The sequence below is a fragment of the Streptomyces sp. NPDC014727 genome, from assembly GCF_043083485.1.
Lineage (GTDB): Bacteria > Actinomycetota > Actinomycetes > Streptomycetales > Streptomycetaceae > Streptomyces.
Genome location: NZ_JBIBYR010000006.1, coordinates 295,699 through 318,323, shown reverse-complemented (window position 1 = coordinate 318,323; position 22,625 = coordinate 295,699). Strand labels below are relative to the sequence as shown.

Sequence of the window (22,625 nt, the reverse complement as noted above, 5' to 3'; positions counted from 1 at the left end):
GTTGATAGGCCAGATGTGGAAGCCCGGTAACGGGTGGAGCTGACTGGTACTAATAGGCCGAGGGCTTGTCCTCAGTTGCTCGCGTCCACTGTGTTTGTTCTGAAATAACGAACGGCCGTGTTTTTCCGGTGTTGGTTAATTTCATAGTGTTTCGGTGGTCATTGCGTTAGGGAAACGCCCGGTTACATTCCGAACCCGGAAGCTAAGCCTTTCAGCGCCGATGGTACTGCAGGGGGGACCCTGTGGGAGAGTAGGACGCCGCCGAACTCCTTTTACGGAGAAGCCCCGTGCCCTTGTGGCACGGGGCTTCTCTGCGTTTCAGGGTCCATCGGGCGGGGTTCCTCCCCGATGAGTGGATTCCGTTGATGTGGGGGTCCGATTCAGAGGCGACCTGCCTCCTTGAGGGCCAGGTAGGCATCGGCGAGAGCCGGGGCGAGATTGTCCGGGGCGGTATCGACAACCACCGCGCCGTGACGTCGTAGTTGCTCTGTCGTGCGAAGCCGTCTCGCTCGGGCTTGTGCGCCGGCGGCGGCCTGGTAGACGGCATCCACGCTTCCCCTGGCCTCGGCCATTTTTTCGACGTGCGGGTCAGCCACCGAAGCCACCAGCACGGTGTGGCGCTGAGTCAGTCGGGGGAGGACGGGCAGCAAGCCCTCCTCCACGGGGGCTGCGTCCAGGCCTGTGAGGAGCACGATCAGGGAGCGACGAGGGGCGCCGGCCAGCACGGCAGCGCTCAGTCCCCGGGCATCTGTTTCCACGAGTGCCGGTTCGACCGGCACCAAGGCATTCACCATGGCCGACAGGACTTCCCCGGCTGACCGGCCCCGGACGTGGGCGCGGATACGGCGGTCGTAGGCGAGGAGATCGACGCGATCGCCCGCTCGAGTGGCAAGTGCGGTGAGAAGCAGTGCCGCATCCAGAGAGACGTCGAGACGGGGCACGTCGCCTACACGACCCGCCGATGTACGGCCGGTGTCCAGGACAACGAGAATGTGGCGGTCCCGCTCGGGTCGCCACGTCCGGACTGCGACGGCGGATTGACGTGCCGTGGCTCGCCAGTCGATGGAGCGCGTGTCGTCACCAGGCACGTAGGCGCGGAGACTGTCGAACTCCGTGCCCTCTCCACGTGTCAGGACACTGGTGCGGCCATCGAGATCGCGGAGCCTGGCGAGGCGGGACGGCAAATGCCTACGGCTGGTGAAAGGCGGCAGGACACGTACCGTCCAGGGCACCTCGTGATTTCCCTGGCGGGCCGCAAGCCCAAGAGGGCCGAAAGATCGGACGGTGACACGTGCGGCCCGGCGGTCACCCCGCCGTGTCGGTCGCAGGGTGGTGCTCAGCCGTCGGCGTTCCCCCGCCGGAACCGTCAGCGCATGACGCGATGACGCCCGGTCGGCTCCGGCGGGCCAACTACTGGGAGGCCAGGCATCGCGGAGGTGTGCGCGCAGTCGACGACGGGAAGTGTTGGTTACGGTGAGTTGTACTTCCGCGGTCTCGCCCAGTCGAACAGTTGTATCACCAGATCGAGTGAACTTAAGCGTTCGCACTGGTGCAGCCAGGGCGTAGTCGCACAGAATTGCTAGAGAGAGCGGTGCGTTGACCGCGAGCATGCCTGTCCAGCTGGGAGCCAGGATGCCTACGGGGAGTGACCCCAGGGCGGCCAGCAAGGCGGTACGTCCGGTGAGGGCCACTTTCACCGCCTCATCGGGGTACGGGTACGTGGGCGAGGACTGCGGTGATGACGGAGTCGGGGGTGACGCCCTCCATCTCCGCCTCGGGCCGCAGCTGGATGCGGTGGCGGAGTGTGGGGAGCGCCAGGGCCTTCACATCATCCGGAATGACATAGTCGCGGCCGGTGAGCCAGGCCCAGGCCCGGGCGGTCGACAGCAGAGCGGTTGCGCCTCGGGGAGAGACTCCGAGGGAGAGCGAGGGGGATTCACGCGTGGCACGACAGATATCGACGACGTAGCCGGCGATCTCGGGGGAGACCTTGGTCCGGGCGACTGCATCGCGGGCAACTTCCAGGTCTGCCGCACCGGCGACGGGGCGTATGCCCGCTGATTCGAGGTCGCGCGGGTTGAAGCCCGTGGAATGCCGGGTGAGGACGCTGATCTCCTCGTCGCGGGACGGCAGGGGCACCGTCAGTTTGAGGAGGAACCGGTCCAGCTGGGCCTCTGGGAGCGGGTAGGTGCCCTCGAATTCGACGGGATTCTGCGTGGCGGCGACGAGGAAAGGGTCGGGCAGGGCGCGGGGGGTTCCGTCGACCGTGACCTGGCGCTCTTCCATTGCTTCCAGGAGGGAGGACTGCGTTTTGGGAGGCGTTCGGTTGATCTCGTCGGCAAGAAGCAGATTGGTGAAGACGGGGCCGGGCTGGAAGGAGAACTCTGCTGTGCGGGCGTCGTAGACGAGTGAGCCCGTGACGTCGCTCGGCATCAGGTCGGGGGTGAACTGGACACGCTTGGTGTCGAGTTCGAGTGAGGCTGCAAGAGCCCGTACCAGGAGGGTCTTGGCCACGCCGGGGACACCTTCGAGGAGGACGTGGCCTCGGCAGAGCAGAGCGACGACGAGTCCGGTGACTGCGGGGTCCTGGCCGACCACGGCCTTGGCGATCTCGGAGCGCAGCGCTTCCAGGGATGCGCGGGCTGTGTCGCCGTTCCCGAGAGTCTCGGTGGTGCCGGCGGGCACAGAAGGCGGGGCGGTCATGACGTGCGTACCTCTCTTTCGAGGGTGTCGAGTTGGTCTGCCAGATGTACAAGTGCGTCATCGTCGGACGGAGCAGGACCGAAGAGCAGGGCTTGGAGGTCGCTGTGGGTGGCGCTGACCCGGGCGGAAGCAGCAGGGATGAGCGTTGCGGGGGAATGGACATCGCGCGGGGACACGCCGATGAGTGGGGCTAGGCGAGTGCGTGTGGCGGAACGCAGTGCATCTGCGGCCCGATCGCGGGCGTTCGCCCTTCGGTAGAGGCGGGCTCGGCCCTCGGTGGATTCGGAGGCCCGTATGGCCACGGGCAGCCGCTCGGTGACCAGGGGGCCCAGACGGCGGGCCCGCCAGACGGCGGCGAGCACAGCGGCGAGTGCGAGTTGCAGGGTGCCCCACAGCCAGCCTCGGGGGATCAGATCGGCGAAACTGCGGCTGCTCTGGGCGCCGTCGGCATGGTCCGCGCCGTTGTCGGCGGCAGCGGAGACATCAGCGAGCGAGGGGAGGTACCAGACCAGATGTGGGCGGGAACCAAGAAGTTGAAGAGCCAGGGAGGCGTTGCCCTGGTTGCCGAGTCGGTCGTTGTAGAGAAGGTCGGGCGAACCGAGGAGAACGGTGTCGCCCGCGCTGTGTTCGGCCAGGAGCAGGGTGGGGAGACCCTCGCTCGGGAAGCAGCCGAGGGTGTCGAGGCTGTCCGAGGAGTAGCGGAAGCCTCCCGTTTCGACATCACCGGCGTTGCGGGCGGCAGGCAAGGAGCACTGAGGGGGGAGGGTTGCCACCGGTCGCCGGGACTCCGCGCGGACGCCGGGGAGCAGGGTGCCCACGGACGTCGGGCCCGCAGCGAGCAGAACGGTTCGACCGGCCGAGCGTGCGGTTGTGGCGCTCAGTTCTCTCTGCCGGCGTGGTGTCAGCAGATCGGGGGAGGTGACGAGCAACGTGGTATCGGCGCCGACCTGGGCCGTGGCGTCGTCGAGCGTGGTGGCCACGTGAACGGAGACGCCGTGATCCTTGAGGAGCTCGGCGACGGCCCGGCTGCCGTAGCGGTCGGCGGAACGGGGGTCGAGGCGGCCGTGCTGGTCACCGGAGCGCATGCTTGCCAGAGTGATTCCGGCTGCGAGGAGTACGAGCAGGGCGAGCAGCAGGCCGCGGGTGCGGGACCAGATCTGGCGTGGGGTGCGGGAGGCCGAGGTGGTGGGGACGGCGGTGACCTCGGTCATTCGACTGCTCCCTGGACCACGGATGTCAGGAGAGGCTTCGCGGCTTCGAGATCGAGGTCAAGAGCTCGCAGGTCCAGATACGCCTGCTGGTCCGCGGCGCGGCCGCCGTATGCGACATCGTCGAATGCTTTGGCGGCCGCGTGGAGTCGCGTGGCGTGTGCGGGCAGCGGATGGCCCGCTTCGGCGGCGGCCTCGTCGGCGGTACGTCCGGGGCGGGGGTCGAGCAGGGCTCGTTCTTCCAGAGCACGGACGATGGCTCGCATGCGTTCCTGGACCGCCTCATTCCAGCGATGTGCAGCGGCGTGGGCCTCGGCGGCCGACCGGTGTTCGGCCGCGCTGTGGGGGCTGTCGTCGAAGAGGGCGTCAGAGGAACGCACAGCGCGGTGGGGGGTGCCCAGCCGCCACCAGAGTGCGGCGACCAGGCCGATGACGACCAGTACGAGTACGGCAAGGCCGAGTGAGCCGCCCGGCGCGACGCCGGAGGCCGTGCTCAGGAGATCGCCGATCCAGCCCCAGAGACGGTCGATGCCGCGTTGGAGGAGGTTGGGATCGTTCTCGTGGTACATCGGTTTGGACAACTCGTGCTTTGCCGCCTCGCGGGCGGGGACACGCGGAGTGTCCACAGGTACGCCGCCGCTCGTGCGGATCAGTAGCCGTGCCGTTGTCGCGCCCCCCGCCCCCGACATGGCATCAGCTCCTGGTGTCGTATCCGGGCAGGCCGGCCGCCCGGGCGAGTTCGAGGTCGAGTGCCTCGCGACGGATGCGCTGATCGACGTAGAGCAGGGCCATCACACCGGCGGAGAGCGGGTAGGTGATCGTTGCGGTGATCACTTGGCCGATGCCGGAGACGATCAGGAACGGCCAGCCGAAATCCGTGGTTCCGTCGGTGAGGAAGCGGTTCATACCGCCGCCGTCCACGGTCATCGCGATGATGCTGAACGGGATGGCGATGATCACGGACACGACGAGTGTGAGCAGGCAGGTGAGAGCCAGGATGCCGAAGGTTCGCCACCACGCCTCCTTGACCAGCTTGTCGGAGCGGCGCATGGAGGCCGTGATCGATTGCCGCTCCAGCATCAGGGCCGGCGAGGCGAGGCAGAAGCGGACCATCAGCCAGATGACGACGACGAACGCGGCCAGGAGCCCGATGACGACGAGCCCGGCGCCTGCGGTGGAGCCGATCAGCATGCCCGGCAACAGGCCGACCGTCATGATGGCGGCGCTGATCAGGGCCAGCAGCAGCGTGAGCCCGAGCAGCTGGGGAAGGCGGGGACGGGCCTCGCGCCATGCGTCGGCGAGTGTCACCGGGCGGCCCAGCACCGAGCGGCTGATCACCACGGTCAGTACGGATGTCGTGATCAACGTGGCGATCATGGTGATCAGCAGGGACGGCACATTGTTGATGAGTGCCGACTGAGCCGAGTCGGCGCTTTGTCGGAGTGCTTCCGAGCCGGTGGCGTTCGGGTCGATCGCCGCGGGTTCCGGCAGCAGATAGCGCTGCACAAGGGTGATTGCGACCTGGGCGATCACGGACACCGTCAACGTGATGCCGAGGACCGTGCGCCAGTGGGCGCGCATCGTGGAGACCGCACCGTCGAGGATCTCACCGACGCCGAGTGGCCGGAGCGGGATGACACCGGGCTTGGGCGCCACAGGCGGCTGCCCCCAGCCGTGGCCCTGAGGTCCGGGGCCCCAGCCGTGGCCCTGAGGCCCTCCGCCCCAGCCGGGGGCCGGGGGTGGTGCGCCGGGGCCTGTGCCGGGAGCGCTTGGTGGGGACCACTGCCCTGCGGGCGGCTGCGTGGGGGACCAGTTCGCCGCCGGGCCGCTGCCGTCGATGGGCTCGGAAGGCCGGGGGACGCCTGCCCCCTGACCCTCGGAGGGGGCAGATCCGGGCGAGGCCCAGCCCGGAGTGTCGTTCATTCTCGCTCCTTCATGGTCCTGTCCGCGCATCGGGACGGCAGGTTGGCAGCCATCGTGCCACGCGTTGCTCCGGTACGGGTCTGGCGTCGTATCTCGTTCGTACCTTCATTTGTGGGCGGCTCACCGGGCAGACTGGGCGGATGGCTGATCAGGACGCGCAATCGCGTATGGGCATCGAGCCTCACGCCGTACTTCGCTGGGATGACCTTCCGGACGGTCCCGCACTGGTGCTTCTCGACCAGACGCGACTGCCTGCCGAGGAGGTCGAGCTGGTGTGCACCGATGTTCCCGCGCTGGTGCGGGCGATCCGGGTGCTGGCGGTACGCGGAGCGCCGTTGCTGGGCATCGCGGGGGCCTATGGAGTGGCTCTCGCAGCGGTGCGAGGCGATGACGTGGTGGAGGCCGCAGGGCTGCTGGAGGGGTCGAGGCCCACCGCGGTGAACCTTGGATACGGGGTGCGGCGGGCAGCCGGGGCGTACCGGACGGCTGTCGGAAAGGGGGCCGGTCCGGAGCGGGCAGCCGAGGCGGCGCTGGCCGAGGCCCGGGCACTGCACCGGGCAGATGCCGAGGCCAGTGGGCGTATGGCGCGATACGGGCTCGCTCTTCTGGACGAACTGCTGCCGGGCCCCGGCCATCAACTGCTGACCCACTGCAATTCGGGGGCGCTCGTCTCGGGCGGTGAGGGCACTGCTTTCGCGGTTGCGCTCGGGGCGCACCGGGAGGGGCGGCTGCGCCGGCTGTGGGTGGATGAGACCCGTCCGCTGTTGCAGGGGGCGCGCCTGACGGCGTACGAGGCCGCGCGCAATGGCATGCCGTACAGCCTGCTCACGGACAACGCCGCGGGCTCGCTGTTCGCCGCCGGGGAGGTGGACGCCGTGCTCATCGGGGCGGACCGCATCGCCGCGGACGGATCGGTGGCGAACAAGGTGGGCAGCTACCCGTTGGCGGTGCTCGCGAAGTACCACCACGTACCGTTCATCGTCGTGGCGCCGACCACGACCGTCGATCTGGACACCGTGGACGGGGCGTCGATCACCGTCGAGCAGCGACCCGGGAGTGAAGTGACGGAGTTCACATCGTTGCGGGCAGGGGCCGCAGGCGGGGACGCCGGTGGGGTGCTTGTGGCGCCCGCGGGAGCCCCGGCGTACAACCCCGCGTTCGACATCACACCGCCGGAGCTGGTCACGGCGATTGTCACGGAGGGGGGCGTGGTTTCCCCGGTCATGGGGGTCGGACTGGCAGAGCTGTGTGCCAGATCATCGCAGGTAACGATTAGCTAATGGGATGATGTCGATTATGAAGGGACGCGTCCTTGTCGTCGACGACGACACCGCACTGGCCGAGATGCTCGGGATTGTGCTGCGTGGTGAAGGGTTCGAGCCGTCGTTCGTAGCGGACGGCGACAAGGCACTTGCCGCATTTCGAGAGGCCAAGCCGGACCTGGTCCTGCTGGATCTGATGCTGCCCGGTAGGGACGGCATCGAGGTCTGCAGGTTGATCAGGGCCGAGTCGGGTGTGCCGATCGTCATGCTCACTGCCAAGAGCGACACGGTTGATGTGGTGGTGGGTCTGGAGTCCGGGGCCGACGACTACATCGTGAAGCCGTTCAAACCTAAGGAGTTGGTTGCCCGGATCAGGGCACGTCTGCGGAGGTCCGAGGAACCGGCGCCGGAGCAGCTGACCATCGGGGATCTGGTCATCGATGTGGCCGGTCACTCGGTGAAGAGGGAGGGGCAGTCGATCGCCCTCACCCCGCTGGAGTTCGATCTGCTGGTCGCGCTCGCCCGCAAGCCGTGGCAGGTCTTCACTCGTGAGGTGCTGCTGGAGCAGGTGTGGGGGTACCGTCACGCTGCCGACACCCGGCTGGTGAATGTGCATGTCCAGCGACTGCGTTCGAAGGTCGAGAAGGACCCGGAGCGGCCCGAGATCGTGGTGACCGTCCGAGGGGTCGGTTACAAGGCCGGACCGAGCTGACATGTCCCTGGGTAGCGCTGCTCCGCAGCCCGGGGAGCCGGGAGCCCGTGCGGAGCGGGCTGCTGCTCCAGGACACAAGGCGTCCCCGGTGGGGCGTCTTCTGCAGGGTGGCCGGTTGATCCAGGACTGGGCGCTCGGCGGTCCTGTGCCGCGATTGCTGATGCGTTGGGTGCGGCGTCCGCTGCTGCCGGCTGTGCGGCTGTGGCGGCGGAATCTGCAGCTGAGGGTCGTGGCGGGCACGCTGCTCATGTCGCTCGGTGTGGTGCTGCTGCTCGGCTTCGTCGTGATCGGGCAGGTGCGCAACGGCCTTCTCGACGCGAAGGGCAAGGCTGCCCAGACCCAGGCCGCCGGCGGTTTCGCCGCAGCCCAGGAGAAGGCCAACGCTCCGCTCGTCCCTGGCGGGCAGGGCGGTGACACGACGGACGGCACCACGGCCAACAACTCCTGGCGGACCGAACTCGTCGACCAGCTCGCCAGCGGCGGCAAGAACGCCTTCAACGTGGTGGCGCTCAGTGCCGACGAGGGCACCCGTGCGCCGCGCGGTTCGGGCAGCGTGGAGGCGGTGAGCATTCCGCAGAGCCTGCGGGACTCCGTGAACAAGGGCCCCGGGGCGTTCCAGACGTACTCCTGGATCCAGTACGCGAACGGGCAGCCGTCGCAGCCCGGGCTCGTCGTGGGTAAACGGCTGTACGACATCGACCACAATCCCTACCAGCTGTACTACCTCTTCCCGCTGACGCAGGAGGAGAAGTCATTGACGCTGGTCAGGGGAACGCTGGCAACAGCAGGGCTGTTCGTCGTCGTGCTGCTCGGGGCCATCGCGTGGTTCGTGGTGCGGCAGGTCGTCACACCCGTGCGGATGGCGGCGGGCATCGCCGAGCGGCTCTCCGCCGGCAGGCTCCAGGAACGGATGAAGGTCGCGGGCGAGGACGACATCGCGCGGCTCGGTGAGGCCTTCAACAAGATGGCGCAGAATCTGCAGCTGAAGATCCAGCAGCTGGAGGAGCTGTCGCGGATGCAGCGGCGCTTCGTCTCCGATGTCTCCCACGAGCTGCGGACACCGCTGACGACCGTGCGGATGGCCGCCGATGTCATCCATGAGGCCCGCAGCGACTTCGATCCCGTGACGGCGCGCTCCGCGGAGCTGCTCGGGGATCAACTCGACCGGTTCGAGTCGCTGCTCTCCGATCTGCTGGAGATCAGCCGGTTCGACGCGGGCGCCGCGGCGCTGGAGGCCGAGCCGATAGATCTGCGGCAGGTCGTGCGACGGGTGATCGGCGGGGCCGAGCCGCTGGCCGAGCGCAAGGGCACCCGGATCCGGGTGAGCGGTGACGAGCAGCCGGTGATCGCGGAGGCCGACGCACGGCGGGTCGAACGCATCCTGCGCAACCTGGTGGTGAACGCCGTGGAGCACGGCGAGGGCCGGGACGTCGTGGTGCGGATGGGGGTGGCCGGAGGCGCGGTCGCCGTGGCCGTGCGGGACTACGGTGTGGGGCTCAAGCCGGGCGAGGCGACGAGGGTGTTCAACCGCTTCTGGCGGGCCGATCCGGCCCGCGCGCGGACGACCGGCGGCACCGGACTCGGACTGTCCATCGCCGTGGAGGACGCGAGGCTGCACGGCGGCTGGCTGCAGGCATGGGGCGAGCCGGGCGGCGGCTCGCAGTTCCGGCTCACTCTGCCGCGTACGGCGGACGAACCGCTGCGCGGATCGCCGATACCGCTGGAACCCGAGGATTCCCGGCGCAATCGGGAGAACCGGGAGCGAGCCGCGACCGCTCCCACGACCGGGAGCGAGCACCGGCTGACGGCAGTGCCGGCCCAGCCCGGAGGCAACGACCGCGCCGCACTGCCCGTACCCTCGCGTGCTCCCGTGGCTTCCCGGACGGCGCCGGTCTCGGTGCATCCGGCGGCCCTGCCGGGGAGTGGCGCACGCGTGGTCGCGCGCCCCGCAGAGGAACGGCCGGGCGGAGATTTCGACTCTGCAGGGCAGGACCCGGACCGGGGGGACGCGAACCATGGGCACTGACCGTCACAGGGGCGGCCATGAGCGTGTGCCGGGGCTGGTCGCACTGCTCGGATGCGGTGTCCTGCTGCTGTCCGCGTGCAGCTCGATGCCTGTGACCGGGGACGTCAAGGCTGTGGACGCATCGCAGCCCGGTGACTCCCAGGTACAGGTGTACGCCGTGGCGCCGCGCGACAACGCCACCCCCGAGGAGGTCGTCGACGGCTTCCTGGAGTCCATGACCAGCGATGACCCGGGCTTCAGGACGACCCGCATGTACCTGACGAAGAAGGCGGCGAGCAAGTGGAGGCCGAGCGCGTTCACGACGGTGCTCACCAAGGCGCCGAACCGGAGCGACCGCCCGTTCCGCGACAGAGACCCCGGCGCCACGGACGTCACCTACACCCTGACCGGTGAGATGGTGGCAACGGTCGACGCCCAGAGCGTCTATCAGCCGCTTGCGCCCACGGACTACGACCAGACGCTGCGTCTGGTGAGAGAGAACGGGCCGGAGGGCAAGGAGTGGCGCATCGATGCCGTGCCGGACGGTCTTCTGCTCGGGCAGTCGGACTTCAAACGCCTCTACCGTTCCGTCGACAAGTACTACTTCGCCGCAGGGCGGGGGGAGGCGCAGTCGACGCTGGTCGCCGACCCCGTCTACCTCCGCAGCCGGACGGACCCTGCCACCAAGATGGACACCGTGACGCAGGCCGTCCGAAGCCTGCTGGCGGGGCCGACCAGTTGGCTGCGCCCGGTGGTCCGCTCCAGCTTTCCCCCGGGTACGACGCTGAAGAAGGGCGTCACCTCCCTGACCCCCGACGACCGCAATGTTCTGAAGGTTCCGCTCAGCAAGAAGGCGGACGGCGTCGGGCAGCGTTCCTGTCGCATGATGGCCTCTCAGATCCTGTACACCTTGCGGGACCTGACGTCCGCACGGGTCGAGCAGGTCGAGCTGCAACGCTCCGACGGCTCCCCGCTGTGCGTTCTCGGGACGGATCAGGCGGAGGAGTTCGCCCCTGACGGCTCGTCGAGCGGTCCGGACAGCCAGTACTTCATCGATCGCAAGGGGCATGTGGAGCGCATTCCTGGCAGCACCAAGGGCAGTGGCACCCCGGAGACGGTGGCCGGCCCGCTCGGCCACGGGCCGGTGCAGATGGGCACGGTCGGTGTGGCCAGGGACGAGCAGTCGGCGGCGGCGGTCTCGCGGGACAAGAGGAGCCTCTATGTGTCGTCCATCGTCTCGGACGGCGAGCTTCCGGCTGCCTCGGTGACCAGCAAGGCCGCGGACGAGAACGACCGTCTGTCGGTGCCGAGCTGGGACGGCCGGGGCGACCTCTGGGTGGCCGACCGGGATCCCGGCAACCGCAGGCTGCTGCGGCTGGCCGGTGGGGACGGCAGACCGGAGGCGGTCGCCGTGCCGGGCCTGGACGGTCGGATCGAGGCGCTGCGGATGTCCGCGGACGGAGTGCGGATCGCGCTCCTGGTCACCCAGGACGGCCACACCACGTTGAAGATCGGCCGGATCGAGCGGCACGGGCCGGAGACGGATCAGCAGGTCTCGGTCGTGGAGTTGCGCCAGGCCGCCCCCCAGCTGACGGACGTGACCGCGATGTCGTGGTCGGGCCGGAGCCGTCTCGTGGTGGTCGGCAAGGAGCAGGGCGGCGTCCAGCAGGTGCGCTATGTGCAGGCGGACGGTTCGACGCCCGCGTCCGGCGTTCTGCCCGGCGTGAACCAGGTGTCGTCGGTCGCGGCGGCGGACGACGAGCAGTTGCCGCTGATGGCGGCCACGTTGAGTGACGGGATAGTGAAGCTGTCGCCGGGTGACAACTGGCAGACGGTGGTCAAGGAAGGCTGGTCGCTGGTCTACCCGGGCTGAGACCCGTGAGTCCGGGCCGGGAACCGCGCGTCCGGCGTCGTGTTTTCCACAGGGGTGGCCGGGTGCCTTCGAGAGAGGCACAGTGGAGTCATGCGGGGGTGGTGGCGGGAGATATCCGGACTTGTCCTGCCGGTGTCCTGTGGCGGCTGCGGCAGGCCGCGTACGGAGCTGTGCGAGGAGTGCCGAGCGCAGCTGTGCGGCCAGGCGCCGCGCCGGGTGAGGCAGGTGCCGGAGCCCAGGGGCCTGCCGGTGGTGCATGCGGCGGCCGGCTACGAGAACGCGGTACGTGCGGTGCTCCTGGCCCATAAGGAGCGCGGTGCCCTGGGCCTTGCCGGGCCGCTCGGCAAGGCGCTGGCGGGGGCCGTCCAGGCGGGGGCGAGGTATGCGGGCGACATCGGCCCGCTGCTGCTCGTCCCCGTGCCGTCGGCGCGGCGGGCCGTGGCGGCGCGGGGCCATGATCCGACGCGGCGGATCGCTCTGGCCGCCGCAGGTGAGCTACGGCGCCGCGGTACTCGGGCCCGGGTGGTCGCGGTGCTCCGGCAGCGGCGTCCGGTGGCCGATCAGGTGGGGCTCGGGGCCCGGCAGCGGCAGGAGAATCTCGCCGGGGCCCTGGAGGTCGTGGCCGGGGGTGAACGGCTGCTTGCGGCCGGACGGGTGGTGCTGGTGGACGACCTTCTGACGACCGGTGCCTCGCTGGCCGAGGCGGCTCGGGCGATCGCGACAGCGGGCGGGCGCGAGGGCGTCGCACACGGCAATGGGCAGGCGGCCGTTGTCGCAGTTTCTCCGTCGGCCTTCGAAATAGACCGGAACTGTCAGTGAACTTGCATCGTTGCAGGTAGTGAGTGAGTAAAAAGACCTGAACGGAGGTACGTGCGAGTAGCGGGTGCCGACATCAGGCCGGGCAGGCTATGTTCGGTTGTGAGGAATGGTGAATGCCGGACCTCGACGAATGCACCGCCAGGTTTCGGGCAGGCAACTCACCAGTAGTCCGGAAGCAGGGAATTCGGTGGGGTGGAGACCCTGCCGATGGGGGAGGAGGAGGTGGAAGTCACCGAGTCCGCGGCTCCGGTCAACACCGGGGCCTGGTGCAAAAGGGAGACGCTCCGCCGCTGAGCGGAGCGATCCGGGAACGGAGTTCTGCGTGGACATCGTCGTCAAGGGCCGCAAGACCGAGGTGCCGGAGCGGTTCCGCAAGCACGTGGCCGAGAAGCTGAAGCTGGACAAGATCCAGAAGTTCGACGGCAAGGTGATCAGCCTCGACGTCGAGGTGTCCAAGGAGCCGAACCCCCGTCAGGCCGATCGTTCCGACCGGGTGGAGATCACGCTCCGTTCGCGTGGGCCGGTCATCCGGGCGGAAGCGGCCGCAGGCGACCCGTACGCAGCGCTGGACCTGGCCACCGGCAAGTTGGAGGCGCGGCTGCGCAAGCAGCACGACAAGCGCTACAGCCGCCGTGGCAACGGCCGGATTCCCGCTGCGGAAGTCGCCGAGACCGTGCCGGGCGCGGCGTCGTTCAACGGCGAGGGCGATCTGGTGGGCAGTGAGACGGGCCAGACCGTGCCCACCACCAGGTTCGGCTCGCTGGAGGTACAGGGCGAGGGTCCGCTGGTGATGCGCGAGAAGACGCATGTCGCCGCACCGATGTCGCTCGATCAGGCGCTCTACGAGATGGAGCTGGTCGGGCACGACTTCTATCTGTTCGTCGACTCCGAGACGAAGGAACCCAGTGTCGTCTACCGGCGGCATGCTTATGACTACGGTGTCATTCACCTGAGGACCGATCCGCTGGCCGCCGATGAGGCGGGCGGCGCGGGCGGTGCGCTCGGCGGCTGACGCCACGCTTCCACGGTGCCCCTGGAGCGTCTGTGCGCCCCCAGGGGCACCCGTGTGCGGCGGCGGGATCGCCGCTCCGACGTCCAGGCATGAAATCATGTCGTCCCAAGCCAACCGGTGCTCTGTGAACTGACGTTGGCGGACAGTTTGTGAACTTCAGGCCATGGCCTTCAGGGGGAGGAACGATGGCGGACACCTTCGGGCCCGTGCGCGATGCGAATGACGCCGGTGGCGCTGCCGGTACCGGCGCCGGCACGGAAAGTGGTTCCCACAAGGAGCCGATCCGGGTCCTCGTGGTGGACGACCACGCTCTCTTCCGCAGAGGGCTGGAGATCGTCCTCGCCCAGGAGGAGGACATCCAGGTCGTCGGCGAGGCGGGTGACGGGGCGGAGGCGGTCGACAAGGCCGCCGATCTGCTGCCCGACATCGTGCTGATGGATGTACGGATGCCCAGGCGCGGGGGCATCGAGGCCTGTACGTCGATCAAGGAGGTGGCCCCCAGCGCGAAGATCATCATGCTGACGATCAGCGATGAGGAGGCCGACCTCTACGACGCGATCAAGGCGGGCGCCACCGGCTATCTCCTCAAGGAGATCTCGACGGACGAGGTGGCCACGGCGATTCGCGCGGTCGCCGACGGACAGTCCCAGATCAGCCCCTCCATGGCGTCCAAACTGCTCACCGAGTTCAAGTCGATGATCCAGCGGACCGACGAGCGTCGGCTGGTACCAGCGCCGCGGCTCACCGAGCGTGAGCTCGAAGTCCTGAAACTCGTTGCAACGGGCATGAACAATCGCGATATCGCGAAGGAGCTGTTCATTTCCGAGAACACCGTGAAGAACCATGTCCGCAACATTCTGGAGAAGCTGCAGCTGCACTCCAGGATGGAGGCCGTGGTCTATGCCATGCGGGAGAAGATTCTGGAGATCAGGTGACCGCTGCGACGACGGGACCGAACGGATCGAACAGGTCGGCGCCGGGTAAAGGCAAGGGAATGCGCGCTCACGCCAGAGCGCGGGCGATTTCCTGAGCGAGCGGCCCGCGCAGTCCCGGTGCGTCGACCTGCTCCAGACGGACGTCCGTGCAGCCGACCCAGGACGCGGCCTCCACCAGGGCCTCGGCCATCGGTACCACGGCCTTCCCGCTCTCCAGGGACACCTGACGGGCCACCAGTGTGCTGCCCTCGCGCGCCGGGTCGACGCGGCCCTGCAGCCTTCCGCCCGCCAGCAGCGGCATCGCGAAGTAGCCATGTATCCGCTTGGGCTTGGGGACATAGGCCTCCAGGCGGTGCGTGAAACCGAAGATCCGCTCGGTGCGCGCCCGCTCCCAGACCAGGGAGTCGAACGGCGACAACAGGGTCGTGCGATGCCGCCCGCGCGGCTCCGAGGCCAGCGCCGCCGGGTCCGCCCAGGCCGGCTTCGCCCAGCCCCGCACCGTCACCGGCACCAGACCGGAGTCGGCCACGACGGCGTCGAACTGCTCCCCCTTGAGCCGGTGGTAGTCCGCGATGTCCGCGCGGGTGCCGATGCCCAGGGACTGCCCCGCGAGCGCGACCAACCGGCGCAGGCACTCCGCGTCGTCCAGATCGTCGTGCAGCACGGCATCGGGCAGGGCCCGCTCGGCGAGGTCGTACACCCGCTTCCAGCTGCGCCGCTCGGTGCACACCACCTCCCCGTACATCAGGGCGCGCTCGACGGCGACCTTCGACTCCGACCAGTCCCACCACTCCCCGCCGTTCTTCGCGCCGCCCAGCTCCGTCGCCGTGAGCGGGCCCTCGGTGCGCAGCTGCTTGATCACTGTTTCGTACGCGCCGTCCGGCAGGTCGTGGTGCCAGTGGGGGCGCGAGCGGTAGGCACGGCGGCGGAACGCGAAGTGCGGCCACTCCTCGACCGGCAGGATGCACGCCGCGTGCGACCAGTATTCGAAGGTACGGCCGCCCGACCAGTACGCCTCCTCGACCGCGCGCCGGCCGATCGCGCCGAGGCGCGCGTACGGAATCAGTTCGTGCGAACGCGCGAGCACCGAGATCGTGTCGAGCTGCACGGCACCGAGATGCCGCAGCACACCCGGAACCCCGGCCCGGCGGTCCGGAGCACCCAGGAAGCCCTGGGCGCGCAGGGCGATCCTGCGCGCTTGGTCGGCGGAGAGTTCGGCGGTGGGGGGCGGCACAGACGTCATGTCCCGCACCCTAGGGGGAGGCACTGACATCCGGGCGTGGAGTTCACCGATCGGGGTCAGCCGGCTGCGGTCAGATAGGTGTCGGTGCCCGGCAGGCCGAGATCGGACGGGATCAGCGCACCGATCCAGGCGTCGCGCCGTACACCCTTGTTGAGCAGTCCCGATCGTTGCTCGCCCTCCATCCGGAACCCCGCTCTCAGCGCCACGGCACGCGAGGGGGCGTTGCCGACCTCGGCCCGCCACTCCAGCCGGTCACCGCCGAGCGAGGTGAAGGTCCAGCGGGCGGCGGCCAGGACCGCCTCCGACGTGTAGCCGCGACCCCGGTGCTCCCTGGCGGTCCAGAAACCCACCTCGTACGTGCCCGGCAGATCGCGGCGGGTGATGCCGACCGCGCCCACCAGCGCCCCGCTGCCGCGCAGGACCACCGCGAAGCCGTACGCGGAGTCGTCGTGCCAGCCGCCGGGGGACTGCTTTTCCGCGAAGAGCTCCGCGTCGGCATGGCTGTACGGGGAGGGCACGACCGTCCAGCGCTGGATGTCCGGGTCCTGACAGGCGGCATGGATCTCGTCCGCGTCGCCACCGGCGAAGGGACGCAGCAGCAGACGCTCGGTGGTGAGGGTGATCGGCTCCATGTACGGATTCTGCTGAGGAGCCGACCGGGAAGCGAACACTTTTCGGACTTCCCGGCACCTTCGGAGCCCCCCGGCCGTTGACTGGGAGGGGACGGTGGAGCCGACGCGGCGGCAGCCCTCCCGGCGCGGCGGGGTCCTCGCTTACGATGGCCGTTGCGGTGGGGCCCACCTGCCGTGCCCGCGCCAGAGTCCATTCCACGACCCAGTGCCAGGCCCGACCGGCAAGGAGACCAGCCTCAGTGTCCGTCTTCAACAAGCTCATGCGTGCAGGCGAAGGCAAGATCCTGCGCAAACTGCACCGCATCGCGGACCAGGTCAGCTCCATCGAAGAGGACTTCGTCAACCTCTCCGACGCCGAGCTGCGGGCGCTCACCGACGAGTACAAGGAACGGTACGCGGACGGCGAGAGCCTGGACGACCTGCTCCCCGAGGCATTCGCGACCGTCCGTGAGGCCGCCAAGCGGGTCCTCGGACAGCGCCACTACGACGTTCAGATGATGGGCGGCGCAGCCCTGCACCTCGGCTATGTGGCCGAGATGAAGACCGGCGAGGGCAAGACCCTGGTCGGCACCCTGCCGGCGTATCTCAACGCGCTCTCCGGCAAGGGCGTGCACCTGATCACGGTCAACGACTACCTCGCCGAGCGCGACTCCGAGCTGATGGGCCGGGTCCACAAGTTCCTCGGCCTGACCGTCGGCTGCATCATCGCCAACATGACGCCGGCCCAGCGCCGTGAGCAGTACGCCTGCGACATCACGTACGGCACGAACAACGAGTTCGGCTTCGACTACCTCCGCGACAACATGGCGTGGTCCGCGGACGAGCTCGTCCAGCGCGGCCACAACTTCGCCGTGGTCGACGAGGTCGACTCGATCCTCGTCGACGAGGCCCGTACGCCGCTGATCATCTCCGGCCCGGCCGACCAGGCCACCAAGTGGTACGGCGACTTCGCCAAGCTGGTCACGCGCCTGACCAAGGGCGAGGCGGGCAACCCGCTCAAGGGCATCGAGGAGACCGGCGACTACGAGGTCGACGAGAAGAAGCGGACCGTCGCCATCCATGAGTCCGGTGTCTCGAAGGTCGAGGACTGGCTCGGCATCGAGAACCTCTACGAGTCCGTGAACACCCCTCTCGTCGGGTACCTCAACAACGCCATCAAGGCGAAGGAACTCTTCAAGAAGGACAAGGACTACGTCGTCATCGACGGCGAAGTCATGATCGTCGACGAGCACACCGGCCGTATCCTCGCCGGCCGCCGCTACAACGAGGGCATGCACCAGGCGATCGAGGCGAAGGAAGGGGTGGACATCAAGGACGAGAACCAGACGCTCGCCACGATCACCCTGCAGAACTTCTTCCGCCTCTACGGCAAGCTCTCCGGTATGACCGGTACGGCGATGACCGAAGCCGCCGAGTTCCACCAGATCTACAAGCTCGGTGTGGTACCGATCCCGACGAACCGGCCGATGGTCCGTGCCGACCAGTCGGACCTGATCTACCGCACCGAGGTCGCGAAGTTCGCCGCGGTCGTCGACGACATCGCCGAGAAGCACGAGAAGGGCCAGCCGATCCTGGTCGGCACCACCTCGGTCGAGAAGTCCGAGTACCTCTCGCAGCAGCTCTCCAAGCGCGGTGTCCAGCACGAGGTCCTCAACGCCAAGCAGCACGACCGCGAGGCGACGATCGTCGCCCAGGCCGGCCGCAAGGGCGCGGTCACGGTCGCGACGAACATGGCCGGACGAGGCACCGACATCAAGCTCGGCGGCAACCCCGACGATCTTGCCGAGGCGGAGCTGCGCCAGCTCGGCCTCGACCCCGTCGAGCACGTCGAGGAGTGGGCGGCCGCGCTGCCCGCGGCGCTGGAGAAGGCCGAGCTGGCCGTGAAGGCGGAGTTCGAAGAGGTCAGGGAGCTCGGCGGGCTCTACGTCCTGGGCACCGAGCGGCACGAGTCGCGGCGTATCGACAACCAGCTGCGCGGTCGTTCCGGCCGTCAGGGCGACCCCGGCGAGTCCCGCTTCTACCTGTCGCTCGGCGACGATCTGATGCGGCTGTTCAAGGCGCAGATGGTCGAGCGCGTCATGTCGATGGCCAATGTGCCGGACGACGTGCCGATCGAGAACAAGATGGTGACGAGGGCGATCGCCTCGGCGCAGTCGCAGGTCGAGCAGCAGAACTTCGAGACGCGTAAGAACGTCCTGAAGTACGACGAGGTGCTCAACCGGCAGCGCGAGGTCATCTACGGCGAGCGTCGCCGGGTCCTGGAGGGTGAGGATCTGCAGGACCAGATCCGCCACTTCATGGACGACACGATCGACGACTACATCCGTCAGGAGACCGCCGAGGGCTTCGCCGAGGAGTGGGACCTGGACCGGCTGTGGGGTGCGTTCAAGCAGCTCTACCCGGTGAAGGTCACCGCCGAGGAACTGGAGGAGGCGGCCGGCGACCTGGCCGGGATCACCGCCGAGTTCATCGGTGAGTCCATCAAGGACGACATCCACGAGCAGTACGGCGAGCGCGAGAAGCAGCTCGGCTCGGACATCATGCGTGAGCTGGAGCGGCGTGTCGTGCTGTCCGTCCTGGACCGCAAGTGGCGTGAGCACCTCTACGAGATGGACTACCTCCAGGAGGGCATCGGCCTCCGTGCCATGGCGCAGAAGGACCCGCTGGTCGAGTACCAGCGCGAGGGCTTCGACATGTTCAACGCCATGATGGAGGGCATCAAGGAGGAGTCCGTCGGCTACCTGTTCAACCTGGAGGTCCAGGTCGAGCAGCAGGTCGAGGAGGTTCCGGTGCAGGACGAGGCCGAGCAGGCCCCGCTCGCCAAGGAGGACCTCGTACCGGCGGCGCGTCCGGAGATCCGGGCCAAGGGGCTCGATGCCCCGCAGCGTCCCGACCGGCTGCACTTCTCCGCTCCCACGGTGGACGGGGAGGGCGGGGTCGTCGAGGGCGACTTCTCCAACGGTGACGGCGGGGCCGGGTCCGAGTCGGACGGGTTGACCCGGGCGGAGCGCCGCAAGGCCCAGAAGAACGGTGGCGGTGGGCGGCGCCGCAAGAAGTAGCGGTGGCGGTGACGTCGGCGCTGTTGGCGCCGATCGGCTTCTGACCGGGGCCGGGCACCTTGTTCGGGTGCTCGGCCCCGGTCTGTTTTTTCCTCGGTCCACTTTTTCCTCGGTCCACGGTTCGTTTTCCCCCGGCCCCGACCCCTGGCCCCGACCCCTGGCCCCGACCCCTGGCCCTGACCCCTGGCCCCGACCCCCGGCCCCGTTCGGGCCGGGGGCCGGGGGTCGGGGCCGGGAGGGCCGCGGGAAGGTCCCTGCTCGGGCGTCTACCGGGCTGTCGCCACCCGCAGGTGTTCGTCGCCCAGCTCCACCGCGGCGCAGCGCCAGCGGAGGTCCGGTCCCTGTTCGAGGCGGAAGGCCATCGCCCTCACCTGTTCGCCCGCGGCGATGCTCGCGCAGGCCTCCACCACACCCGGGGCCGGCTGGGCGCCGTGGCACATGCGGATCACGGGGCGGGCGCCGCGGGCCCTCAGCGGGGTGCGGGGAGCCAGTTCGGCCAGTTGGTCGTAGGCCTCCCCGATGGTGTGTCCGAGCATCCAGTGCACCGGGCGCTGGCCGCTGAGAACCGCCAGGAGGCGCTCGGCGAACCAGTGGTGGGGGTGGAGGCGCCGGGGAGTCCTTGTGCGCTGCGGTGGTACGGCTTCGGGCCTGCGTCGGTCGTGTCGTCCGGTGGGCCGGGTCCTGTTCGTGCTCATCGCTCATCGCCCCCGTGCTTCAGAGGCCCGGTCGAATACCGGGCGGTAACTTCTGCTGTGGATCTTCTACGGCGACGGCGGAGGCGGCCGCAAGCGCCCCAGGGGTGCCGGACGCGATCGGGCGGAATCACCTATCCGGGTGATGTGCCGGGTGTCGTGCGGGGCGCGAGGCGGGCGGGGGGAGGGTGAGAGACGGTTGTCGGGTGGACGGGGCGGCGGTGGTGCACGTAACCCCAAAGAGGGACGTCGCACGTATCCTGAGGGCGTTTCCGACTACGAAAGCGGCCAGCCATGCGCGTGTACGTCCCCCTGACGCTCCCCGGACTCGCAGCGGCGCACAAGGCGGGCGAGATCGGTCCCGGTCCGCTGACCGCCTACGCGGTGACTCCCGGTCTGCGCGAGTGGTACGTCTCCGACGACATCGAGGAACTGGAGTACGCGGCGCTCAACCGTGCCGCCTCCGCCTCGCTGCGCCTGATCGCCGGGAACCCCGACGTGGTGCGCCGACGGGTCGTCGTGGCCGTCGACGTGCCGGACGGTTCGGCCGTGGCCGACCCGGACCACAGCCTCGACTCGTCGTCGATCGGTGAGGTGCGGATCGCGTCCCCCGTCGCGCTGACGGAGGCCGCCGCGGTGCACGTCGACGCGGACGACGCGGAGAAGGACGTCACGGCCGCGGCGGCGGCGCTGGGCGCCGCGGACCTCGGTGACGACGACGCGCAGTTCACCGTGGACGGCGCCGAGGATCACGAGCTGCTGTGGTTCGGCGTCCAGGAGATCCCGAATCTGATCGGCTGAGGGCGGGCGCAAGAGGGGCCCCTCCCGCGCCGTCGGACCGGCTCCCGGACGGGACCGAGCCGCTCCCGGGCCGGCGATCGGGTCGGCTCCCGGATCGGGTTCGGGCCGGCTCCCGGGTCGGCTGTCGGACCCTGCGGGTACTTTCTGACGCATGGGGACGCACGGGAAGCACCGCACACATCTGGTCTGGGACTGGAACGGCACACTGCTCGACGACAACGCCGCGGTCGTCGGCGCGACGAACGCCGCGTTCGGAGAGGTCGGTCTGGAACCGATCACGCTGGAGCAGTACCGGGAGATGTACTGCATCCCGATCCCCCGCTTCTACGAGCGGCTGTTGGGCCGGTTGCCCACGGAGGCCGAGTGGGAGCGGATGGACGGGATATTCCACCGGTACTACACCGAACAGCGGGCCGCCTGCGGGCTCACCGAGGGTGCCGAGGAACTGCTCGCGGGGTGGCGGCTGGGCGGGGGCAGCCAGTCCCTCCTGAGCATGTACGGACATGACCAGCTCGTCCCCGTGGTTCGCGGGTACGGCATCGAGCGGCACTTCGTACGCGTCGACGGGCGCACCGGGCCGTCCGGCGGCAGCAAGGCGCTCCACATGGAGCGGCACCTCGCCGCACTGGACGGGATATCCCCGGAGCGCACGGTCGTCATCGGCGATGCGGTGGACGACGCCGTGGCCGCCGCCCACGTCGGTGCGAAGGCCGTCCTGTACACCGGCGGATCGCACAGCAGGGCCAGCCTGGAGGCGGCCGGGGTACCCGTGGTCGACAGCCTGGCCGAAGCCGCTGAGCTGGCCGAGGGAATGGCCGGATAGGAGCTGAAGGACGCGGCGGGGTCCCTGGAAGGCGCCGTCAGGCGGTGACCGGGGCCTTCGTACGGAGCACCTTCAGGAACTCACGCATCCATGCCGAGTGGTCCGGCCACGCGCGGGACGAGACCAGCGTGCCGTCGACCACCGCCTCGTGGTCCTCGAAGGTGGCGCCCGCCGCCTGCACGTCGAGCTCCAGAGCGGGGTACGCGGTGACGTGCCGGCCGGCCAGTGCGCCGACGGCCGCCGTCATCAGCGGGCCGTGGCAGATCTGGGCCACCGGACGGTCCGAGTCGAAGAAGGCCTTGAGGATCTTGCGCAGCTCGGCGTCGTTGCGCAGATACTCGGGGGCCCGGCCGCCCGGGACGACCAGGGCCACGTAGTCCCCGGCATCGACCTCGGAGAAGGCCAGATCCGCGGGCCAGGTGTAGCCGGGCTTCTCGGTGTACGTGTCGAAGCCGGGCTCGAAGTCGTGGACGACGAAGCGGAGCGTCTTGCGGGCGGGGGCCGCGATGTGGACGTCGTACCCCTCCTCGCGCAGCCGCTGGTACGGATAGAGGACTTCCAGGGACTCGGCGGCGTCGCCGGTGACGATCAGGATCTTCGGTGCCATGGCGGGGCTCCCACGGGTTCGTCGGCCTGTTCCGTCTACCAGAGTGCGGCAATACCGGCCGCCGCGCTGTCCAGAGTGTCAAACTTCGGGACCTTCTTTTGTACACATACGGGTCGTGACGGTTACGGGGGCGGGCGAGATAGCCTGGACCCCGTGATCAGCGCGATACGCCTCGGGGGCAGCGAAGCCCCCGGCCTGCGCCCGGAGTGCCACAGCACCCGGGCCATCACTGATCCTCACAGCCCGGCCCGACTGCCAAAAATGGCCAATATGGGCCCGGGTATCTCTCATAGCGGCATAGCGTCGACTCAGACCG

19 protein-coding genes and 2 rRNA genes are annotated in these 22,625 nt (G+C 69.0%); 12 read left to right on the top strand and 9 right to left on the bottom strand.

What is annotated here, in order from left to right; translation table 11 throughout:
* Both ACF1B9_RS13345 and rrf read left to right on the top strand, forming a co-directional pair.
* A 23S ribosomal RNA gene (locus ACF1B9_RS13345) occupies positions 1-73 on the top strand; the annotation flags it as partial.
* A 77-nt stretch (positions 74-150) separates the two neighbouring features.
* A 5S ribosomal RNA gene (gene rrf / locus ACF1B9_RS13340) occupies positions 151-267 on the top strand.
* A 113-nt stretch (positions 268-380) separates the two neighbouring features.
* Here rrf and ACF1B9_RS13335 read toward each other — a convergent pair.
* From ACF1B9_RS13335 to ACF1B9_RS13315, 5 genes are read right to left on the bottom strand one after another with little or no spacing between them, the layout of a single operon-like run.
* Complete coding sequence (locus ACF1B9_RS13335; RefSeq protein ID WP_391744068.1) at positions 381-1,691, bottom strand: DUF58 domain-containing protein; 1,311 nt, start codon at positions 1,689-1,691, stop codon at positions 381-383.
* Between the two features lie 10 nt (positions 1,692-1,701).
* A complete protein-coding gene (locus ACF1B9_RS13330) occupies positions 1,702-2,703 on the bottom strand; it encodes an AAA family ATPase (protein WP_391743898.1) in 1,002 nt (333 codons plus the stop codon).
* The gene (locus tag ACF1B9_RS13325) at positions 2,700-3,914 is read right to left on the bottom strand and encodes a DUF4350 domain-containing protein (RefSeq protein ID WP_391743900.1); all 1,215 of its coding nucleotides are present in this window, start codon (positions 3,912-3,914) and stop codon (positions 2,700-2,702) included. Before ACF1B9_RS13325 ends, ACF1B9_RS13330 begins: the two co-directional genes overlap by 4 nt.
* Entirely contained in the window at positions 3,911-4,600 is a 690-nt protein-coding gene (locus tag ACF1B9_RS13320) for a DUF4129 domain-containing protein (RefSeq protein ID WP_391743902.1), read from the bottom strand. The genes ACF1B9_RS13325 and ACF1B9_RS13320 overlap by 4 nt, the downstream gene beginning before the upstream one ends.
* A gap of 4 nt (positions 4,601-4,604) precedes the next feature.
* On the bottom strand, positions 4,605-5,834 hold the full coding sequence (locus tag ACF1B9_RS13315) for a glycerophosphoryl diester phosphodiesterase membrane domain-containing protein (protein ID WP_391743903.1): 1,230 nt from the start codon (positions 5,832-5,834) through the stop codon (positions 4,605-4,607).
* A 140-nt stretch (positions 5,835-5,974) separates the two neighbouring features.
* On the opposite strand from ACF1B9_RS13315, the gene mtnA reads away from it, so the two are divergent.
* From mtnA to ACF1B9_RS13280, 7 genes are all read left to right on the top strand, one after another.
* Positions 5,975-7,114 carry an S-methyl-5-thioribose-1-phosphate isomerase gene (mtnA, locus tag ACF1B9_RS13310; protein WP_391743905.1) on the top strand — a complete coding sequence of 380 codons (1,140 nt, stop codon included), beginning with the start codon at positions 5,975-5,977 and terminating at the stop codon, positions 7,112-7,114.
* Positions 7,115-7,118: 4 nt separating this feature from the next.
* Positions 7,119-7,808 (top strand): two-component system response regulator MtrA, encoded by a 690-nt coding sequence (mtrA, locus tag ACF1B9_RS13305; protein ID WP_007448372.1) that lies wholly within the window; start codon positions 7,119-7,121, stop codon positions 7,806-7,808.
* Between the two features lies 1 nt (position 7,809).
* A complete protein-coding gene (mtrB, locus tag ACF1B9_RS13300) occupies positions 7,810-9,834 on the top strand; it encodes an MtrAB system histidine kinase MtrB (protein ID WP_391743907.1) in 2,025 nt (674 codons plus the stop codon).
* On the top strand, positions 9,824-11,686 hold the full coding sequence (locus ACF1B9_RS13295; protein ID WP_391743908.1) for an LpqB family beta-propeller domain-containing protein: 1,863 nt from the start codon (positions 9,824-9,826) through the stop codon (positions 11,684-11,686). The genes mtrB and ACF1B9_RS13295 overlap by 11 nt, the downstream gene beginning before the upstream one ends.
* Positions 11,687-11,776: 90 nt before the next feature.
* A complete protein-coding gene (locus ACF1B9_RS13290; protein ID WP_391743910.1) occupies positions 11,777-12,505 on the top strand; it encodes a ComF family protein in 729 nt (242 codons plus the stop codon).
* A gap of 322 nt (positions 12,506-12,827) precedes the next feature.
* Positions 12,828-13,517, top strand: coding sequence for a ribosome hibernation-promoting factor, HPF/YfiA family (gene hpf / locus ACF1B9_RS13285; protein ID WP_351085335.1), 690 nt, complete (start codon positions 12,828-12,830; stop codon positions 13,515-13,517).
* 185 nt (positions 13,518-13,702) lie between these two features.
* Positions 13,703-14,452, top strand: a complete 750-nt coding sequence (locus ACF1B9_RS13280; RefSeq protein ID WP_391743913.1) for a response regulator — start codon at positions 13,703-13,705, stop codon at positions 14,450-14,452.
* Between the two features lie 67 nt (positions 14,453-14,519).
* On the opposite strand, the gene ACF1B9_RS13275 is transcribed toward ACF1B9_RS13280, so the two are convergent.
* Together ACF1B9_RS13275 and ACF1B9_RS13270 are read right to left on the bottom strand one after the other, a co-directional pair.
* Positions 14,520-15,695 (bottom strand): winged helix-turn-helix domain-containing protein, encoded by a 1,176-nt coding sequence (locus tag ACF1B9_RS13275; RefSeq protein WP_391743915.1) that lies wholly within the window; start codon positions 15,693-15,695, stop codon positions 14,520-14,522.
* Between the two features lie 56 nt (positions 15,696-15,751).
* On the bottom strand, positions 15,752-16,327 hold the full coding sequence (locus tag ACF1B9_RS13270; RefSeq protein ID WP_391743917.1) for a GNAT family N-acetyltransferase: 576 nt from the start codon (positions 16,325-16,327) through the stop codon (positions 15,752-15,754).
* 239 nt (positions 16,328-16,566) lie between these two features.
* On the opposite strand from ACF1B9_RS13270, the gene secA reads away from it, so the two are divergent.
* Entirely contained in the window at positions 16,567-19,386 is a 2,820-nt protein-coding gene (secA, locus tag ACF1B9_RS13265; protein ID WP_391743918.1) for a preprotein translocase subunit SecA, read from the top strand.
* Between the two features lie 266 nt (positions 19,387-19,652).
* Here secA and ACF1B9_RS13260 read toward each other — a convergent pair whose 3' ends face one another.
* Entirely contained in the window at positions 19,653-20,081 is a 429-nt protein-coding gene (locus tag ACF1B9_RS13260; RefSeq protein ID WP_391743920.1) for an Rv3235 family protein, read from the bottom strand.
* A 291-nt stretch (positions 20,082-20,372) separates the two neighbouring features.
* On the opposite strand from ACF1B9_RS13260, the gene ACF1B9_RS13255 reads away from it, so the two are divergent.
* Together ACF1B9_RS13255 and ACF1B9_RS13250 are read left to right on the top strand one after the other, a co-directional pair.
* Entirely contained in the window at positions 20,373-20,879 is a 507-nt protein-coding gene (locus tag ACF1B9_RS13255) for a DUF6912 family protein (RefSeq protein WP_391743921.1), read from the top strand.
* 151 nt (positions 20,880-21,030) lie between these two features.
* Positions 21,031-21,702, top strand: coding sequence for an HAD family hydrolase (locus tag ACF1B9_RS13250; RefSeq protein ID WP_391743923.1), 672 nt, complete (start codon positions 21,031-21,033; stop codon positions 21,700-21,702).
* 37 nt (positions 21,703-21,739) lie between these two features.
* On the opposite strand, the gene ACF1B9_RS13245 is transcribed toward ACF1B9_RS13250, so the two are convergent.
* The gene (locus ACF1B9_RS13245) at positions 21,740-22,309 is read right to left on the bottom strand and encodes a DJ-1/PfpI family protein (protein ID WP_391743925.1); all 570 of its coding nucleotides are present in this window, start codon (positions 22,307-22,309) and stop codon (positions 21,740-21,742) included.
* Positions 22,310-22,625: the final 316 nt, after the last annotated feature.

Coding starts and splice junctions, on each gene's coding strand:
- ACF1B9_RS13330 (WP_391743898.1), bottom strand. CDS start 2,703: ATGACCGCCCCGCCTTCTGTGCCCGCCGGCACCACCGAGACTCTCGGG.
- ACF1B9_RS13325 (WP_391743900.1), bottom strand. CDS start 3,914: ATGACCGAGGTCACCGCCGTCCCCACCACCTCGGCCTCCCGCACCCCA.
- ACF1B9_RS13320 (WP_391743902.1), bottom strand. CDS start 4,600: ATGTCGGGGGCGGGGGGCGCGACAACGGCACGGCTACTGATCCGCACG.
- ACF1B9_RS13315 (WP_391743903.1), bottom strand. CDS start 5,834: ATGAACGACACTCCGGGCTGGGCCTCGCCCGGATCTGCCCCCTCCGAG.
- mtnA (WP_391743905.1), top strand. CDS start 5,975: ATGGCTGATCAGGACGCGCAATCGCGTATGGGCATCGAGCCTCACGCC.
- mtrA (WP_007448372.1), top strand. CDS start 7,119: ATGATGTCGATTATGAAGGGACGCGTCCTTGTCGTCGACGACGACACC.
- mtrB (WP_391743907.1), top strand. CDS start 7,810: ATGTCCCTGGGTAGCGCTGCTCCGCAGCCCGGGGAGCCGGGAGCCCGT.
- ACF1B9_RS13295 (WP_391743908.1), top strand. CDS start 9,824: ATGGGCACTGACCGTCACAGGGGCGGCCATGAGCGTGTGCCGGGGCTG.
- ACF1B9_RS13290 (WP_391743910.1), top strand. CDS start 11,777: ATGCGGGGGTGGTGGCGGGAGATATCCGGACTTGTCCTGCCGGTGTCC.
- ACF1B9_RS13280 (WP_391743913.1), top strand. CDS start 13,703: ATGGCGGACACCTTCGGGCCCGTGCGCGATGCGAATGACGCCGGTGGC.
- ACF1B9_RS13275 (WP_391743915.1), bottom strand. CDS start 15,695: ATGACGTCTGTGCCGCCCCCCACCGCCGAACTCTCCGCCGACCAAGCG.
- ACF1B9_RS13270 (WP_391743917.1), bottom strand. CDS start 16,327: ATGGAGCCGATCACCCTCACCACCGAGCGTCTGCTGCTGCGTCCCTTC.
- ACF1B9_RS13260 (WP_391743920.1), bottom strand. CDS start 20,081: ATGAGCACGAACAGGACCCGGCCCACCGGACGACACGACCGACGCAGG.
- ACF1B9_RS13255 (WP_391743921.1), top strand. CDS start 20,373: ATGCGCGTGTACGTCCCCCTGACGCTCCCCGGACTCGCAGCGGCGCAC.
- ACF1B9_RS13250 (WP_391743923.1), top strand. CDS start 21,031: ATGGGGACGCACGGGAAGCACCGCACACATCTGGTCTGGGACTGGAAC.
- ACF1B9_RS13245 (WP_391743925.1), bottom strand. CDS start 22,309: ATGGCACCGAAGATCCTGATCGTCACCGGCGACGCCGCCGAGTCCCTG.